General features: G+C 68.5%; 14 protein-coding genes. 2 read left to right on the forward strand and 12 right to left on the reverse strand.

Going from position 1 to position 14,767, the window contains the following annotated elements:
• Positions 1–29 precede the first annotated feature (29 nt).
• The 5 genes from BN971_RS00205 to BN971_RS00225 all read right to left on the reverse strand — a co-directional run bounded on the left by BN971_RS00205 (position 30) and on the right by BN971_RS00225 (position 4,707).
• Positions 30–776 (reverse strand): succinate dehydrogenase/fumarate reductase iron-sulfur subunit, encoded by a 747-nt coding sequence (locus BN971_RS00205; protein WP_085182195.1) that lies wholly within the window; start codon positions 774–776, stop codon positions 30–32.
• A complete protein-coding gene (locus BN971_RS00210; RefSeq protein WP_085182194.1) occupies positions 776–2,692 on the reverse strand; it encodes a fumarate reductase/succinate dehydrogenase flavoprotein subunit in 1,917 nt (638 codons plus the stop codon). Before BN971_RS00210 ends, BN971_RS00205 begins: the two co-directional genes overlap by 1 nt.
• A gap of 39 nt (positions 2,693–2,731) precedes the next feature.
• Positions 2,732–3,559, reverse strand: a complete 828-nt coding sequence (locus BN971_RS00215) for a hypothetical protein (RefSeq protein ID WP_085182193.1) — start codon at positions 3,557–3,559, stop codon at positions 2,732–2,734.
• Between the two features lie 79 nt (positions 3,560–3,638).
• Positions 3,639–3,944 carry a hypothetical protein gene (locus BN971_RS00220; protein WP_085182192.1) on the reverse strand — a complete coding sequence of 102 codons (306 nt, stop codon included), beginning with the start codon at positions 3,942–3,944 and terminating at the stop codon, positions 3,639–3,641.
• Between the two features lie 322 nt (positions 3,945–4,266).
• Positions 4,267–4,707: an Hsp20/alpha crystallin family protein gene (locus tag BN971_RS00225; RefSeq protein WP_085182191.1), complete on the reverse strand. Its 441-nt coding sequence runs from the start codon at positions 4,705–4,707 to the stop codon at positions 4,267–4,269.
• 216 nt (positions 4,708–4,923) lie between these two features.
• Here BN971_RS00225 and nirB point away from each other — a divergent pair, with 216 nt between their 5' ends.
• Both nirB and nirD read left to right on the forward strand, forming a co-directional pair.
• The gene (nirB, locus tag BN971_RS00230) at positions 4,924–7,470 is read left to right on the forward strand and encodes a nitrite reductase large subunit NirB (protein ID WP_085182190.1); all 2,547 of its coding nucleotides are present in this window, start codon (positions 4,924–4,926) and stop codon (positions 7,468–7,470) included.
• 13 nt (positions 7,471–7,483) lie between these two features.
• Positions 7,484–7,849: a nitrite reductase small subunit NirD gene (gene nirD / locus BN971_RS00235; protein WP_085182189.1), complete on the forward strand. Its 366-nt coding sequence runs from the start codon at positions 7,484–7,486 to the stop codon at positions 7,847–7,849.
• Here the strand turns inward: nirD and BN971_RS00240 are convergent.
• The 7 genes from BN971_RS00240 to BN971_RS00270 all read right to left on the reverse strand — a co-directional run bounded on the left by BN971_RS00240 (position 7,846) and on the right by BN971_RS00270 (position 14,741).
• The gene (locus BN971_RS00240) at positions 7,846–8,295 is read right to left on the reverse strand and encodes a TetR/AcrR family transcriptional regulator (RefSeq protein WP_085182188.1); all 450 of its coding nucleotides are present in this window, start codon (positions 8,293–8,295) and stop codon (positions 7,846–7,848) included. The two genes, nirD and BN971_RS00240, sit on opposite strands and share 4 nt — an antisense overlap.
• Before the next feature lie 60 nt (positions 8,296–8,355).
• A complete protein-coding gene (locus BN971_RS00245; protein WP_085182187.1) occupies positions 8,356–9,066 on the reverse strand; it encodes a sirohydrochlorin chelatase in 711 nt (236 codons plus the stop codon).
• Positions 9,063–10,211 carry a uroporphyrinogen-III synthase gene (locus BN971_RS00250; protein ID WP_085182186.1) on the reverse strand — a complete coding sequence of 383 codons (1,149 nt, stop codon included), beginning with the start codon at positions 10,209–10,211 and terminating at the stop codon, positions 9,063–9,065. Before BN971_RS00250 ends, BN971_RS00245 begins: the two co-directional genes overlap by 4 nt.
• Positions 10,212–10,288: 77 nt before the next feature.
• A complete protein-coding gene (locus BN971_RS00255) occupies positions 10,289–11,695 on the reverse strand; it encodes an MFS transporter (RefSeq protein WP_085182185.1) in 1,407 nt (468 codons plus the stop codon).
• Positions 11,696–12,021: 326 nt separating this feature from the next.
• Positions 12,022–12,945: a 5-oxoprolinase/urea amidolyase family protein gene (locus BN971_RS00260; protein WP_090349958.1), complete on the reverse strand. Its 924-nt coding sequence runs from the start codon at positions 12,943–12,945 to the stop codon at positions 12,022–12,024.
• 29 nt (positions 12,946–12,974) lie between these two features.
• On the reverse strand, positions 12,975–13,637 hold the full coding sequence (locus BN971_RS00265) for a 5-oxoprolinase subunit B family protein (protein ID WP_085182184.1): 663 nt from the start codon (positions 13,635–13,637) through the stop codon (positions 12,975–12,977).
• A 114-nt stretch (positions 13,638–13,751) separates the two neighbouring features.
• A complete protein-coding gene (locus BN971_RS00270) occupies positions 13,752–14,741 on the reverse strand; it encodes an ABC transporter substrate-binding protein (protein ID WP_085182183.1) in 990 nt (329 codons plus the stop codon).
• Positions 14,742–14,767 lie beyond the last annotated feature (26 nt).

Here is a 14,767-nt window from a genome sequence, read left to right on the forward strand (position 1 = left end):
GAGCGCAGGTTCGCGACGCGCGAGGTCAATCAGCGACGGAACAGCTTGTTCCCCAACCAGACCACCGGGTCGTACTTGCGGTCGGCGACCCGCTCTTTCATCGGGATCAGGGCGTTGTCGGTGATCTTGATGTTCTCCGGGCACACCTCGGTGCAGCATTTGGTGATGTTGCAGTAGCCCAGGCCGTGCAGCTCTTGCGCCTGGTTGCGGCGGTCCATGGTGTCCAGCGGGTGCATCTCGAGTTCGGCGATGCGCATCAGGAACCGCGGGCCGGCGAACGCCTGCTTGTTCTCCTCGTGGTCGCGGATCACGTGGCAGACGTTCTGGCACATGAAGCACTCGATGCACTTGCGGAACTCCTGCGAGCGCTGGACGTCGATCTGCGCCATCCGGTACTCGCCGGGCTGCAGTTCCTTGGGCGGCGCGAACGACGGGATCTCCCGGGCCTTCTCGTAGTTGAAGGAGACGTCGGTGACCAGGTCGCGGATCACCGGGAAGGCCCGCAGCGGCGTGACCGTCACGACCTCATCCTCGGCGAAGGTCGACATCCGGGTCATGCACATCAGCCGGGGGTAGCCGTTGATCTCCGCCGAGCAGGATCCGCACTTGCCGGCCTTGCAGTTCCACCGCACGGCCAGGTCGGGCGTCTGCGTCTGCTGCAGGCGATGGATGATGTCGAGCACCACCTCGCCCTCGTTGACCTCGACCGTGAAGTCCTGCAGCGCGCCGCCGGCGTCGTCGCCCCGCCACACGCGCATGGTCGCGTTGTAGGTCATCAGCCTCTCCGTCCTGGGTGGTCGGCCAGCTCGTCCTCGGTGTAGTACTTCTCCAGCTCGGAGATCTCGAAGAGCTCGAGTAGATCCGGCCGCATCGGCTGCTGCTCTTCGCGGGTGATGGAGACCTCGGGGATCACCTCGTCGCCGCCGGCCGCGCGGCAGACCAGCAGCACCTTGCGCCACGACGAATCCATCGACGGGTGATCGTCGCGGGTGTGACCGCCGCGGCTCTCGGTGCGCTCCAGCGCCGCCTTCGCGACGCACTCGCTGACCAGCAGCATGTTGCGCAGGTCGACCGCCAGGTTCCACGCGGGGTTGTACTCGCGATGCCCCTCGACGTGCAGGTGCTTGAACCGCTCGCGCAGCTTGGCGAGCCGGCCCAGGGCCTCGGTGATCTCGTCCGACTTGCGGATGATGCCGACCAGGTCGTTCATCGACTGCTGCAACTCCAGCTGCAGGGAGTACGGGTTCTCGGCGGCAGACCCGTTCGTCGGTGACTCGAAGGGAGCCAGCGCCTGCTTGGCCGCCGTGTCGATGGCGTCCTGGGAGACACCGGGCCGGCTGCTCAGCGCGCGCACGTAGTCGGCGGCGCCCAGGCCGGCGCGCCGGCCGAACACCAACAGGTCCGACAGGGAGTTGCCGCCCAGCCGGTTGGAGCCATGCATGCCGCCGGAGCACTCGCCGGCGGCGAACAGCCCCGGAACCTTGGCCGCACCGGTGTCGGCGTCGACCTCGATGCCGCCCATCACGTAGTGACAGGTCGGGCCGACCTCCATGGGCTCCTTGGTGATGTCGACGCCGGCCAGCTCCTTGAACTGGTGGTACATCGACGGCAGGCGCCGGTTGATCTCCGCGGGCGTCAGCCGGGACGCGATGTCGAGGTAGACCCCGCCGTGCGGGCTGCCGCGGCCGGCCTTGACCTCCGAGTTGATCGCGCGGGCCACCTCGTCACGGGGCAGCAGGTCGGGGGTGCGCCGGGCCGAGTCGTTGTCCTTCAGCCACTGGTCGGCCTCTTGCTCGGTCTCGGCGTACTGGCCCTTGAACACCGGCGGGATGTAGTCGAACATGAACCGCTTGTTGTCGGAGTTCTTCAGCACCCCGCCGTCACCGCGCACGCCCTCGGTGACCAGGATCCCCTTGACGCTGGGCGGCCACACCATGCCGGTGGGGTGGAACTGGACGAACTCCATGTTGATCAGCGTCGCGCCGGCGCGCAGCGCCAGGGCGTGCCCGTCGCCGGTGTACTCCCACGAGTTCGACGTCACCTTGAACGACTTGCCGATCCCACCGGTCGCCAGCACGATCGCGGGCGCCTCGAACACGACGAACTTGCCGCTGACGCGCCAGTAGCCGAACGCCCCGGCGATCGCGTCACCGTCCTTGAGCAGTTCGGTGATCGTGCACTCGGCGAAGACCTTGATCCGAGCCTCGTAGTCGCCGAGCTCGGCGTAGTCCTCCTGCTGCAGTGAGACGATCTTCTGCTGCATCGTGCGGATCAGTTCCAGGCCGGTGCGGTCACCGACGTGTGCCAGCCGCGGGTAGGTGTGCCCGCCGAAGTTGCGCTGGCTGATCTTGCCGTCGGCGAGGCGGTCGAACAGGGCGCCGTAGGTCTCCAGCTCCCAGACCCGGTCCGGCGCCTCCTTCGCGTGCAGCTCGGCCATGCGCCAGTTGTTGAGGAACTTCCCGCCCCGCATCGTGTCGCCGAAGTGGGTCTGCCAGTTGTCCTTCGGGTTGGTGTTGCCCATCGACGCCGCGCAGCCGCCCTCGGCCATCACCGTGTGGGCCTTGCCGAACAGCGACTTGCACACCACCGCGACCCGCAGACCGCGTTCGCGCGCCTCGATGACCGCGCGCAGCCCCGCGCCGCCGGCGCCGATGACGACTACGTCGTAGGCGTGCCGTTCGACCTCAACCATGAAACCCTCGCTAGATTCTGATTCTTTTGGAAATGGCTGTCAGCCAACAAATCTCAGGTCGCTGATGGCGCCGCCGGCCACCAGCGCGATGTAGAAATCGGTGACCATCAGGGTGCCCAGCGTGATCCACGCGAACATCTTGTGCCGGGTGTTGATGTGGCTGACCTGGGTCCAGATCCAGTACCGCACCGGGTGCTTGGAGAAGTGCTTGAGCCGCCCGCCGGTCACGTGCCGGCACGAGTGGCAGGACAGCGTGTAGATCCACAGCATGATGACGTTGCCCACCATGATCAGGTTGCCCAGGCCGAAGCCGAAGCCGTGCGGGCCGGAGTCGGAGTGGAACCCGATGATGGCGTCGTAGGTGTTGATCACCGAGATGATGCCGGCGATGTAGAAGAAGTAGCGGTGGCTGTTCTGGATGATCAGCGGCAACCGGGTCTCCCCGGTGTAGTGCACGCGGGGCTCGGCCACCGCGCAGGCGCTCGGTGACTGCCACACCGTGCGGTAGTAGGCGCCGCGGTAGTAGTAGCAGGTGAGCCGGAACAGCAGCAGGAACGGCAGCGTCAGCGCCGCGTACGGCAACCACCACACGTTGGGCAGGATCTGCGGCCAGAAGTCGTGGGCCTCGCCGCAGGCCGTGCTCACGCAGGGCGAGTAGAACGGCGTCAGGTAGTGGTACTTCGGGACGAAGAAGTAGTCCTGTTGGAACGCGCGCACCGTCGCATAGATGAGGAATGCGGCGAAGCCCAGGTCGATTCGCAGCGGCGACATCCACCACCGGTCAGTGCGCAGGGATCTTTGCTGAATCTGGGCGCGGGTGGGTGAAAAGACACCCGACGCAGGACGGTTCGCCGTTGGTGCGCTCAATGTAGTGTTCCTCTTCGAACGGGCTGTCTGCTCGAAGAGTACACAGGAAGCACCCCCCTTTGTCCGGGGGGTTTGGTTGTCAGGACCTGCTGTGACCCCCGACACCCTCGTCGTCGACATCGCGCCAGAATTCGCTGTCGTACTCGGTGTCGGGAATGACGACCTTTTCACCGGAGTGCTGCACGGTGGCGCGCGCGAGGTCCAACTCCGAGGCGTCGCTGTCGAGTAGCTCCACGTCGGACAGGATCCGGTTGGCGTCGATGACGATCCGGCGCATGGCCGGGCTGTCGCCGTAGCGGTCCCGCATGGAGCTGACGCACCGCCGCAGGCTGCCGATGAGGTCGTGCAGCTCGGCGAGTTCGGCGTTGCCAGTGGTACTCGTCAACGCATCTCCTTAGCCAAACAAGGTGGTGGGGATCACAGGATTGCATCGATAGTATCCGCGGGATGCGCCCGATGTCAGACGATCGAGGGAGCACCGGGGCGGGCCCGATCACGCCACGCCGGCCGAGCGCGCCGGCCGTTTGCTGCGGCCGCGCCGGCCGGGGGACCTGGCGGTCTTGCCGACGGGCCCTTCCCGCGGGCCGCCCGGACTGGGGAATTACCGGCCAGCTGGGCGTAAAGCCCAAGCACCCCAAGGGTTTCGGGCTCACGCGCGACGATCCGGCGAGGCGTGCGCCTCGCCGGATCGTATCGCTGCGCGGGGATTACTTGGTGATCTCGATGCGCTTCGCCTGGCTTCCGGCGTACGCGCCGGCAACCCGGACGGTCAGCACACCGGCGTCGTAGGAGGCCGTGATGGCCTCGCCCGTGACGTGTGCCGGCAGCTGGAACGACCGGCGGAACGATCCGTACCGGATCTCGCGCAGCGTGCGCCCGTCCCGCTCCTCGGCGTGCTCGTCGCGGTGTTCGCCGTGGATGACCAGGCGCCCGCCCTCGACCTCGACGTTGACGTCCTTCTCGACGTCCACGCCCGGCAGTTCCACGCGTACCAGCGCGTCGTCGCCGTCCTTGACGACCTCGGCGGCGGGGGTGAAGCCCCCGGCGACCGGCTTGGACCAGTCCGCCGGCGTGGCGGGACCGAAGAAGTCGCGCAACCACCGGTCGGTGTCGAACGCCGGCCGCGACCACAGTGCGAGGTTGCTCATGGGGATCTCCTTATGCTTCGTTGTGAGTGAGCTGTGACCGGCGCCTTACCGGTCGGCTGTTTCTAGAAACATGAGCCGACCACGCTAAAGTTCCACTCGGCCGTTCGCCGTCAGCGAACAAGATCACAGGCCCGGGGTGTGAGGTGTGAGACGGGTGTCATCCCCCCGTCACATTGGGCGGATCCGCCTTAATTTTTGGCGCCTACGCTGAATTCCATGACTGCAGACGGGATTTCGCACGATCACTGTGCGGGCCGTCACATTATCGTAGTCGGACACGGCATGGTGGGCCACCGCCTGGTGGAGGCGCTGCGTGCTCGTGACACCGGGGGATCTTGGCGCATCACGGTTTTCGGCGAGGAGGCCGACGCGGCATACGACCGCGTCGGGCTGACCTCCTACACCGAGAGCTGGGACCGCACGCTGTTGGCGCTGCCCGGCAACGACTACGAGGGTGACGAACGCGTTCGGCTGGTATTGAACTCGCGCGTGGTCCAGGTGGACCGCGAGGCCAAAACGGTGGTCACCGCCGACGGGCAACGGCACGGCTACGACAGCCTCGTGCTGGCCACCGGCTCGTATGCCTTCGTCCCGCCGGTGCCCGGCCACGACCTGCCGGCGTGCCACGTGTATCGCACGCTCGACGACCTCGACGCCATCCGCGCCGACGCCCGGCGCGCGGTCGAGGCCGGCCGCGCGCCCGCCGGTGTGGTCATCGGGGGCGGTCTGCTGGGCCTGGAAGCCGCCAATGCGCTGCGGCAGTTCGGATTGCAGACCCACGTGGTCGAGATGATGCCGCGGCTGATGGCCCAGCAGGTCGACGAGGGCGGCGGCGCGCTGCTGGCCCGGATGATCACCGAGCTGGGGATCGCCGTGCACGTCGGCACGGGCACGGAATCGATCGAACCCGTCGACGACGCGGTGCGCGTCCGGCTGACCGACGGCCAGGTGATCGACGCCGCGCTGGTCATCTTCGCCGCGGGCATCCGGCCCCGTGACGAGCTGGCCAGGGCCGCCGGGCTGGAGCTCGCCGACAGGGGTGGCGTGCTCACCGATTTGTCCTGCCGGACAAGCGATCCTGACATCTATGCGGTCGGCGAGGTGGCCGCGATCGGCGGACGGTGCTACGGCCTGGTCGGTCCGGGATACACCTCGGCCGAGGTGGTGGCCGACCGGCTGCTGGATGGGGCGGCGGAATTCGGCGAGGCGGACCTGTCGACCAAGCTCAAGCTGCTGGGCGTCGACGTCGCCAGCTTCGGTGACGCGATGGGAGCCAGCGAGAACTGCCTCGAGGTCATCGTCAACGACGCGGTCAATCGCACGTACGCCAAGCTCGTGCTGTCCGATGACGCCAAGACCCTGCTCGGCGGCGTGCTGGTGGGCGATGCGTCGGCGTACGGGGTGTTGCGGCCCATGGTCGGCAGCGAGTTGCCCGGCGATCCGCTGGCGCTCATCGCGCCGGCATCCGGAGAGGCGCCGGCGCTGGGCGTGGGCGCGCTTCCGGACTCGGCGCAGATCTGCTCCTGCAACAACGTGACCAAGGGCGACCTCAAGGGCGCGATCGCGGGCGGCTGCGCCGACGTTCCCGCGCTCAAGTCGTGCACGGCCGCGGGCACCTCCTGCGGCTCGTGCGTTCCGCTGCTCAAGCAGCTGCTGGAGGCCGAGGGCGTCGAGCAGTCGAAGGCGCTGTGCGAGCACTTCAGCCAGTCGCGGGCGGAGCTTTTCGAGATCATCTCCGCCACCGAGATCCGGACCTTCTCCGGCCTGCTGGAGCGCTTCGGCCGCGGAAAGGGTTGCGACATCTGCAAACCCGTTGTCGCCTCGATCCTGGCCTCCACCGGATCGGATCACATCCTCGACGGCGAGCAGGCCTCGCTGCAGGATTCCAACGACCACTTCCTGGCGAACATCCAGCGCAACGGCAGCTACTCGGTGGTGCCGCGGGTGCCCGGCGGTGACATCAAGCCCGAGCACCTGATCCTGATCGGCCAGATCGCCCAGGACTTCGGCCTGTACACCAAGATCACCGGCGGCCAGCGGATCGACATGTTCGGCGCCCGGGTGGACCAGCTGCCGCAGATCTGGAAGCGGCTCGTCGAGGGCGGCATGGAGTCCGGGCACGCCTACGGCAAGGCGCTGCGCACGGTCAAGAGCTGCGTCGGCAGCGACTGGTGCCGCTACGGCCAGCAGGACTCGGTGCAGCTGGCCATCGACCTGGAGCTGCGCTACCGGGGACTGCGGGCGCCGCACAAGATCAAGCTGGGTGTGTCGGGGTGCGCGCGCGAATGCGCCGAGGCGCGCAGCAAGGACGTCGGCGTCATCGCCACCGAGAAGGGGTGGAACCTCTACGTCGGCGGCAACGGCGGCATGACCCCCAAGCACGCTCAGCTGCTCGCAAGTGACCTCGACACCGAGACGCTCGTCCGCTACGTCGACCGGTTCCTCATGTACTACATCCGCACCGCCGACCGGCTGCAGCGCACCGCGCCGTGGGTCGACTCGCTCGAGGGCGGCCTCGACCACGTGCGGGAGGTGGTGTGCGAGGACTCGCTGGGCCTGGCCGCGGAATTCGAAGCCGCCATGGAGCGGCACGTGCAGAACTACAAGTGCGAATGGAAAGGGGTGCTGGACGACCCGGACAAGCTGTCGCGGTTCGTGTCCTTCGTCAACGCCCCGGACGCCGTCGATTCGACGATCGCCTTCACCGAACGTGCCGGGCGCAAAGTCCCTGTGCCCATTGGCATGCCGCAGGTCCGTTCATAACCGGGGAGAAACAATGACACTGCTCAATGACGTTCGCGACACCGGGCTGTGGACCACCGCGTGCGCGTACGACCACCTGATCCCCGGCCGCGGCGTGGGTGTCCTGCTCGACGACGGCACGCAGGCGGCGCTGTTCCGCCTCGACGACGGATCCCTGCGCGCCATCGGCAACGTCGACCCGTTCTCGGGGGCGGCGGTGCTGTCGCGGGGCATCGTCGGCGACCGCGGCGGGCGCGCCACGGTGCAATCGCCGATCCTCAAGCAGGCCTTCTCACTCGAAGACGGTTCCTGCCTGGACGATCCGCGGGTCAGCGTGCCGGTCTACCAGGTGCGGCTCACGCCCGACCGCCACGTCCAGATCGCGCGACTCGCCGGCTAGCCGATATCGCCGACGAGGTAGCGCTGCATGGTCGGGCCGATCGCGTCGACGAGGGCGTCCACCGACATCGAGTGAATGGGTTCCGAGCGCACGCCGTAGCGCATGATGCCCAAACCGACGAGCTGGGAAGCGCATAACGATGCCCGCACGGCCACCTTGTCGGCTCCCAGCACCTTGAGCAGCGGGCCGAAGACCGGTCCGATGAACATGCTCTGCACGGTCTCCGCGGTCTTCGCCATGCCCGTCGACGCGACGGCGCTGGCGGCGAACGGGCCACCGCCGGCGGCGTCCCAGGTGGTGATCAACAGGCGCAAGGACTGGCGGCCGGCCTGGTTGACCCCGCCGGTGACGATCCGGTCGATGAACTCCGGTGTGCCGAACGGCAACCGCAGCATCTTCGCGACCGGATCGAGGAGCCCGTGCGATTCCTCTTCGCGACGCGGCATGGTGCCAGGATCGCCCTGATAGTGCCAAAGATCAAGCGCCGGCGGTGTCGGCGCGCCTCATCAGGCGGCGCGCCGCGCCGTCCGGCCCGGCAATCCCGGCATGGCGCTGCGGAACCGGTTGGCGATCAGGCGTGCCAACCCGGGATGGGTCACCAGCGGCTGGCTGACCGAGTCGGCGCCGCACTCGTGCAGTCGTTGTTGGAACAGGCCGTCGGCCAGCAGGTAGGAGGCGACCGCGACGCGCCGCGCGCCGTCGCGGCGAGCGGCGGCGACGGCCTCGCCGACGCTACCGGTGGACGCGAATCCAAGCCGCACCCGCGACCCGAGCAGCGCGGACAGCGCAGTCGCCGTGACGTACAGGTCGGCGCGCGCGACGGGGTCCGAGGTGCCGGCCGCCCCGAGGACCACCGAATCGCCTGGCCGCCAACCGGATTGCGCCAGCTGGTCCCCGACGATCCGGCTGATCTGGCCGCTGGGCCCAAGCGCCGGCGTCACGACCGCCCTCGCATGCCCGCTGGCCGCAACCTGGGCCGGTACGTCGGTGCGCACGTGATATCCGCGGGACAGGAAGGCCGGGACCACGACGGCGGGCCGACCGGGTGATGCTGCCGACGCCCGCGCCAACACCTCTTGGCAGGTGGGCCCGAGCACGTCGACGAACGCGACCTGCACCCGACGGCCCAGCAGCCATCCGACGCGGTCCGCGAGGTCCTCGATCATCGCGACACCGGCCGGATTGCGGGTGCCGTGCGCGGCCAGGATCAGCGTCATGGGAGACCGGCCGCCTCGTCGATCGCCAGCCGGTAGCCCCGCTTGACCACCGTCGCGACGATGTTCTTGTCGCCCAAGGCCGTTCGCAGCCGCAGCACCGCGGTGTCGACCGCGTGGGGATCGCTGGAGCTGCCGGGCAGGGCCCGCAAGAGGTCGTTGCGCGCGACCACGTCGCCGGGTCGTTGCGCGAGCGCGCGGAGGATCCCCATCCCGGACGGCGACAAGGGCTTGATCGAACCGTCCACCAGCACGCAGGTTCCGCGGATGTCGACGACGTGACCGGCGGCCTTGACCGTGCACGACCCCAGCAGCGGTAGCTCCTCGGCAATGTGGCGGGCCAAGGCTCCCAACCGCATCCGTTCGGGCGCCGATGTCGGCACGCCCCTGCGGATCAGCGGCCGCGAGGTGACCGGGCCGACGCACATCGCGTGCACGTCGGTGCGCAACGCCTCCAGCAGCTGGTCCTCGATGTCCAGCTGGCGGCCGCGTTCCAGGACCGCGGCCGCGGCGGGCGCCGAGGTGAAGGTCACCGCGTCGAACTGCCGACGCGCGATTCCCGTGACCAGCTGGTCGAAGTCGCCACCCAAAGGTGTTGGCTTCCAACGATATACGCGGATCGGCACCACCTGGGCCCCGGCGGCGCGCAGGCCACCGACGAACTCGGGGAAGGGATCCCACGCGTCGGCCGCGCCGTGCAGCTGGATGGCGACGCGGCGGCCCGACACGCCCGATTCGAGCAGGTATTCCAGCACCTCGTGCGAGGATTCGGAGTCCGGCGACCATTCCTCGTGCAGACCCGCGGCGCGCAGCGCGCCGGTGGCCTTCGGTCCGCGCGACACGATCCGGCTGGACGACAGCGCCGCGATCAGCGGGTTGGCCAGCCCCCACCCCTCCGCGGCGGCCAGCCAGCCGCGAAAGCCGATGCCGGTGTGGGCGACCAGGATGTCGGGCGGCTCGGCGATCAGCGCCTCGGTGTGGCTGTGCAATTCGTCGTCATCGGGCAGCGCGATCATGGTGATCGCGGGGGCGCTGCACACCTCGGCGCCATGCCGGCTCAGGAGTGCGCACAGCTCCTCGGCGCGCCGCGACGAGGTCACGGCGATGCGATAACCGGCCAGCGGCGTTGGTCTCGCCCGGACCCCCATACGACCTGTGTAAGCCTCGGACGTTTCGGCGGCGTTACCCGGCAATTGCCGCTCCATTGCCCCGGTTGCCGACACGCTCACACCCGGGCGGGCTCGGATTGTGCGTTGGCGTCGGGCGACCCCGCGCTCGCCGGCCTGGGCCGGCGCACATAACGGGCCCACGTGAGCACCGCGGCGGTGATGTAGAACGCCAGGAAGGCCCAGAAGGCCAGGGTGTCGGTGCCGGTGCTGAGGTAGGACTGGCGCAGGGCGAGGTTGATGCCGACGCCGCCGAGCGCGCCGAATGCGGCGACAAATCCGATCACCGCCCCCGAGGTGGCCTGTGACCAGCGTCGGCGCTCGGCTTCGGACAGCTCGAGCCGGTGGCTGCGCGCCTCGAACACCGAGGGGATCATCTTGTATACCGACCCGTTGCCCAGCCCGGCGAGCATGAACAGCACCAGGAATCCGCAGACGTAGCCGACCATGGTGCCCGCACCGGTGAGGCCCGGCGAGTGGTCCTCGTGCGTGCTGATGGCGATCAGGAGCGCGGTGGTGACGCCCATGGCGGCCAACACCGCCAGGGTGACGCGGCTGCCGCCGACGCGGTCGGCCAGCCGGCCGCCGTAGATCCTGGCCACCGAACCGAGCGCGGGGCCGATGAAGGCCAACTCGGCGGCATGCAGCGCGGCCTGCGCGTGGGTCTGCCCGGTGCCGACGAAACCGATCTGCAGTACCTGGCCGAAGGCGAACGAGAACCCGATCCAGGAACCGAAGGTGCCCAGGTACAACAGGGCGAGCACCCAGGTGTCGTGTTCGGACAGGATCGAGCGCAGGTGGGTGACGTCGTAGGTGGCGTGCTCCAGGTTGTCCATGTACCGGGACGCCCCGATGGCGACCACCGTCAGCAGAGCCAGGTAGAGCCCGCACACCCAGTAGGGCTGTCGATGGCCCGCGACGGCGATGACGAGCAGGCCGACCAACTGGATCATCGGCACCCCGAGGTTGCCGACCCCGGCGTTGAGCCCGAGCGCAAAGCCCTTGCGCCGGTGCGGGTAGAAGAAGTTGGTATTGGTCATCGACGCGGCGTAGTTGGCGCCGCCCATTCCGGACAGCGCCGCGCACACCAGGTATGGCCACAGCGGCAGCCCCGGGTGGGCCAGCAGCCAGATCGCGCCGGCGGTCGGCACCAGCAACGCGACGATCGAGAACACCGTCCAATTACGGCCGCCGAAGGTGGCGATGCCCAACGAATATGGGATGCGCAGGCATGCCGCGACCAACGTCGCGGTGGCGCCGAGCAGGAACTTGTCGGCCGCCGAGAAGCCGTACACGCCCTGGGGCATGAACAGCGCCAGCACCGGAAAGAGGGTCCAGACCCCGAAGGCGATGTGGTCGCAGGCGACCATCCACAGCAGGTTGCGCCGCGCGATCAGCCCGTTGCCCGCATCCCAGGCCGCGCCGTCTTCCGGATCCCAATCCGTGATGCGATGGTTGCGGCCCATGTGTGATGGTCACCTTTCCTCGATGGTTTCTCACATCGGGCGTTCGCATCGGCCGCCCGCCGGCGAAAGTGGTTGAGGCAGTGGATTACGCCGATTACGCCGCGCAGGAGCGAGTGCCGATCCTTCGGTGAAGGGGCGTGCCGCGCCGTGTATTTCGATGCTCACATTTGCGCCGGAGATCCGTCAACTCCAATCGGCCGATATCGCCTGTAAATTGAATCGGAGTTATCTGGTAGATCCCTGGAGAACGACAAAGTAATTCGACAGCAAGTGATTTCGGCCGCGCTTGGACGTCGGTGTGACGCGCAATACATGGTGCGCGAAAGTCAGGAGTACGTCGGGCCTTCCGGGCCGGCGCCGGCGATCGATTCGACCGGGGCGGCCACCGGTGAGCGGGGACGCGCCCAGTGCAGCCGAACATACTGGCCCGGCCGAACCTGAGAGATCTTGTCGACGTCCTCGTCGATCAGCACGCCGACAACGGGATAGCCGCCCGTGACGGGGTGATCGGGTCCCAGGATTACTGGTAAACCGTTGGGCGGCACCTGGATTGCACCGCGGGTGGTACCCTCGCTGGGTAGCTGGCGGTCCGGATAGCGGTACTGCAGCGGGCGGCCCTCCAACCGCATCCCCACCCGATCGCTGCGGTCGGTGGCCATCCAAATGGTGTGCACCAGGGCGTCGGGGTCGACGAGCCAGTCGTCGCGGGGGCCGGGCACGACGAGCAGCTCCACCAGGTGCTCGGAAATAGCGGCCACCGGCGCCTGGTCGAGCTCGGGATAGTCATCGGTGTGGTCGCCGACCGGCAGCCGGTCCCCGGCCCGCAATGGTGCCGGGCCGATAGCCGACATCACGTCATAGCTGCGCGAGCCCAGCACCGGCTGCACGCAGATGCCCCCGCGCACCGCCAGGTAGCTGCGCAGCCCGGCGCGCGGTGCTCCCAGGGCGATCACCTCACCGTCGCGCACGTGGTGAATGCTGTTGGTGCCGAACGTGATTCCGTTGACGGCCGGGTTAGTGTCGGCCCCGGTAACCGCGATGTCGACGTCGCCGCCGCGGACCCGGGCCGCGAAACCACCGAGCGTCACCTCGACGGTGGCCCGGTCGTCGGGGTTGGCGACGAGCCGGTTGGCCAGCCGGTGGGCCCGGCCGGCGGCCCCGGACCGGCTGACGCCGAGGTGCGCCAGCCCCGGCCGGCCGAGGTCCTGGATGACGGCGAGCGGCCCGGTGCGCAGGATCTCCAGGGTGATCTTCTTGTTGGCCACGGCAGTCTCCCGTCTCACGCGGCCCGGAACCGGACCCACATGCCCTGCGTCAGCAGGGCGGGGTCGGGCCGCTGCAGGTCCCACATCACCGCGTCGGTGCGGCCGATCAGTTGCCAGCCCCCCGGCGACTGCCGCGGGTATACCGCGCTGAATTCGCCTGCGAGCCCGACTGATCCGGCGGGCACGGCGGTTCGCGGCTCGGCGCGGCGCGGCACGCGCAGTCGTGGGTCGCCATCGACCAGGTACGCGAAACCCGGTGCGAAGCCGCTGAATCCGACCCGCCACGGGGTGGCGGTGTGGGCCTCGATCACCTGGGCAACGGTCAGCCCGGTGCGATCGGCGACCTCGGCGAGGTCGGGACCGTCGTAGACGACGTCGATCACCACGTCGGCCCCGCGGTGCTGCGGGCCCGCGTCCTCGGCGGTGACCCGCATCCGGCGCAGCCGGTGGCGGATGACGCCTTGGTGGCCGGGCCCGTCGAGCTTGACCAGCACGGTGCGGGCGGCGGGAACGACGTCGACGACGGCGGGCAGGGCGGCCTCCCGCAGCGCCGCCGCCCACGCCAATACCTCGGCGGTGCTGCCACATTGCACCATCAGCGCCTGGTCGCCGTAGTCCCAGACGGTGTTGCCGGCCAGGTGGGCCGACAGGTCGACGGAAACGTCGGACACGCTCATTACTCGACGGTAACTTCCAGTCGCGGGCGGCGGGAGGGGGTGCCGAGAGATTTTCGAGCACTGCCAGAGCTGCCTTAGCGAACGCTCAAACACGCCACCGTCGAGCTAGCCGAGTCAGCCCAGAACCTTGCCGATCAGCGGCGGCAGCTGATCGGCGATCACCGGATAGCTCAGCGGCGACGCGAACGCGATCGCACCGGCCTGGTCCTTGGTGGTGAAGATGTTCCGGTTCCCGGCGGTGGCCAGTGACCCGGCCACGTCGGGGTCGGCAAGCAGCGCCTTCTGGTCGTCGGGGCTCTCGGTGGTCCAGATCAGCACGTCGGCGGAGTCCAGCACGGTCTTGATCTGGTCGCGCGGGATGATGGCGCGGTGATCGGTGCCGAACGGCTTGATGCTGTCGGCGATCACCAGGCCCATCTGGTTCAAGAAGTCGGTCCGCCAGCCGGCCAGCGTCGCGACCACGGTGCCCCGCCACAGGGTGCCCTCCATCAGCAGGGCCTTCTTGCCCTTCCACTGCGGGTTCTTCTGGGAGACATCGGTGAACTGCTTGTCGACTCCGTCGATCAGCGACTTCATCTGATCGGCCTTGAACACCGCCTGACCGACGGCGCTCGCCTGCTCCTTCCACGGCTCGAAGAACGCGTCGCCGTCCGACTGGGCGATGGTGGGCGCGATGGCCGACAGCTTCTGATAGGTGTCGGCGTCCAAACCCGCGTTGACGGCGACGATCAGATCCGGCTTGAGCCCGGCGATCTGGTCGACCGGGATCCCGTTGTCCAGGTTCAGCACCACCGGCTGCGCCCCACCGAGTTTGGGCTGCGCCCACGGCCACACCGCGAACGGCTGGTCGCCGAACCAGTTCGTCACCGCGATCGGCACCACACCCACCGCGAGCAGGTCGTCCTGCTCGGTGTACCCGGCGCTCACGACGCGCTTGGGGGGCTCCTTGACGACGGTCTGCCCGAAGAGGTGGGTGATCGTCACCGATCCGCCGCCCGCGGTGCCGCCGGCCGGTTTGCTCGACGAACACGCCGCCGCGGCGACCGCGGCGATCCCGCCGGTCGCCGCGAGCTGCAAAAATCCCCGTCGATTCCATCGACTCATCGCGTGAGATTATCGCGTTCTCCGCG

This window comes from Mycobacterium bohemicum DSM 44277, from assembly GCF_001053185.1.
GTDB lineage: Bacteria > Actinomycetota > Actinomycetes > Mycobacteriales > Mycobacteriaceae > Mycobacterium > Mycobacterium bohemicum.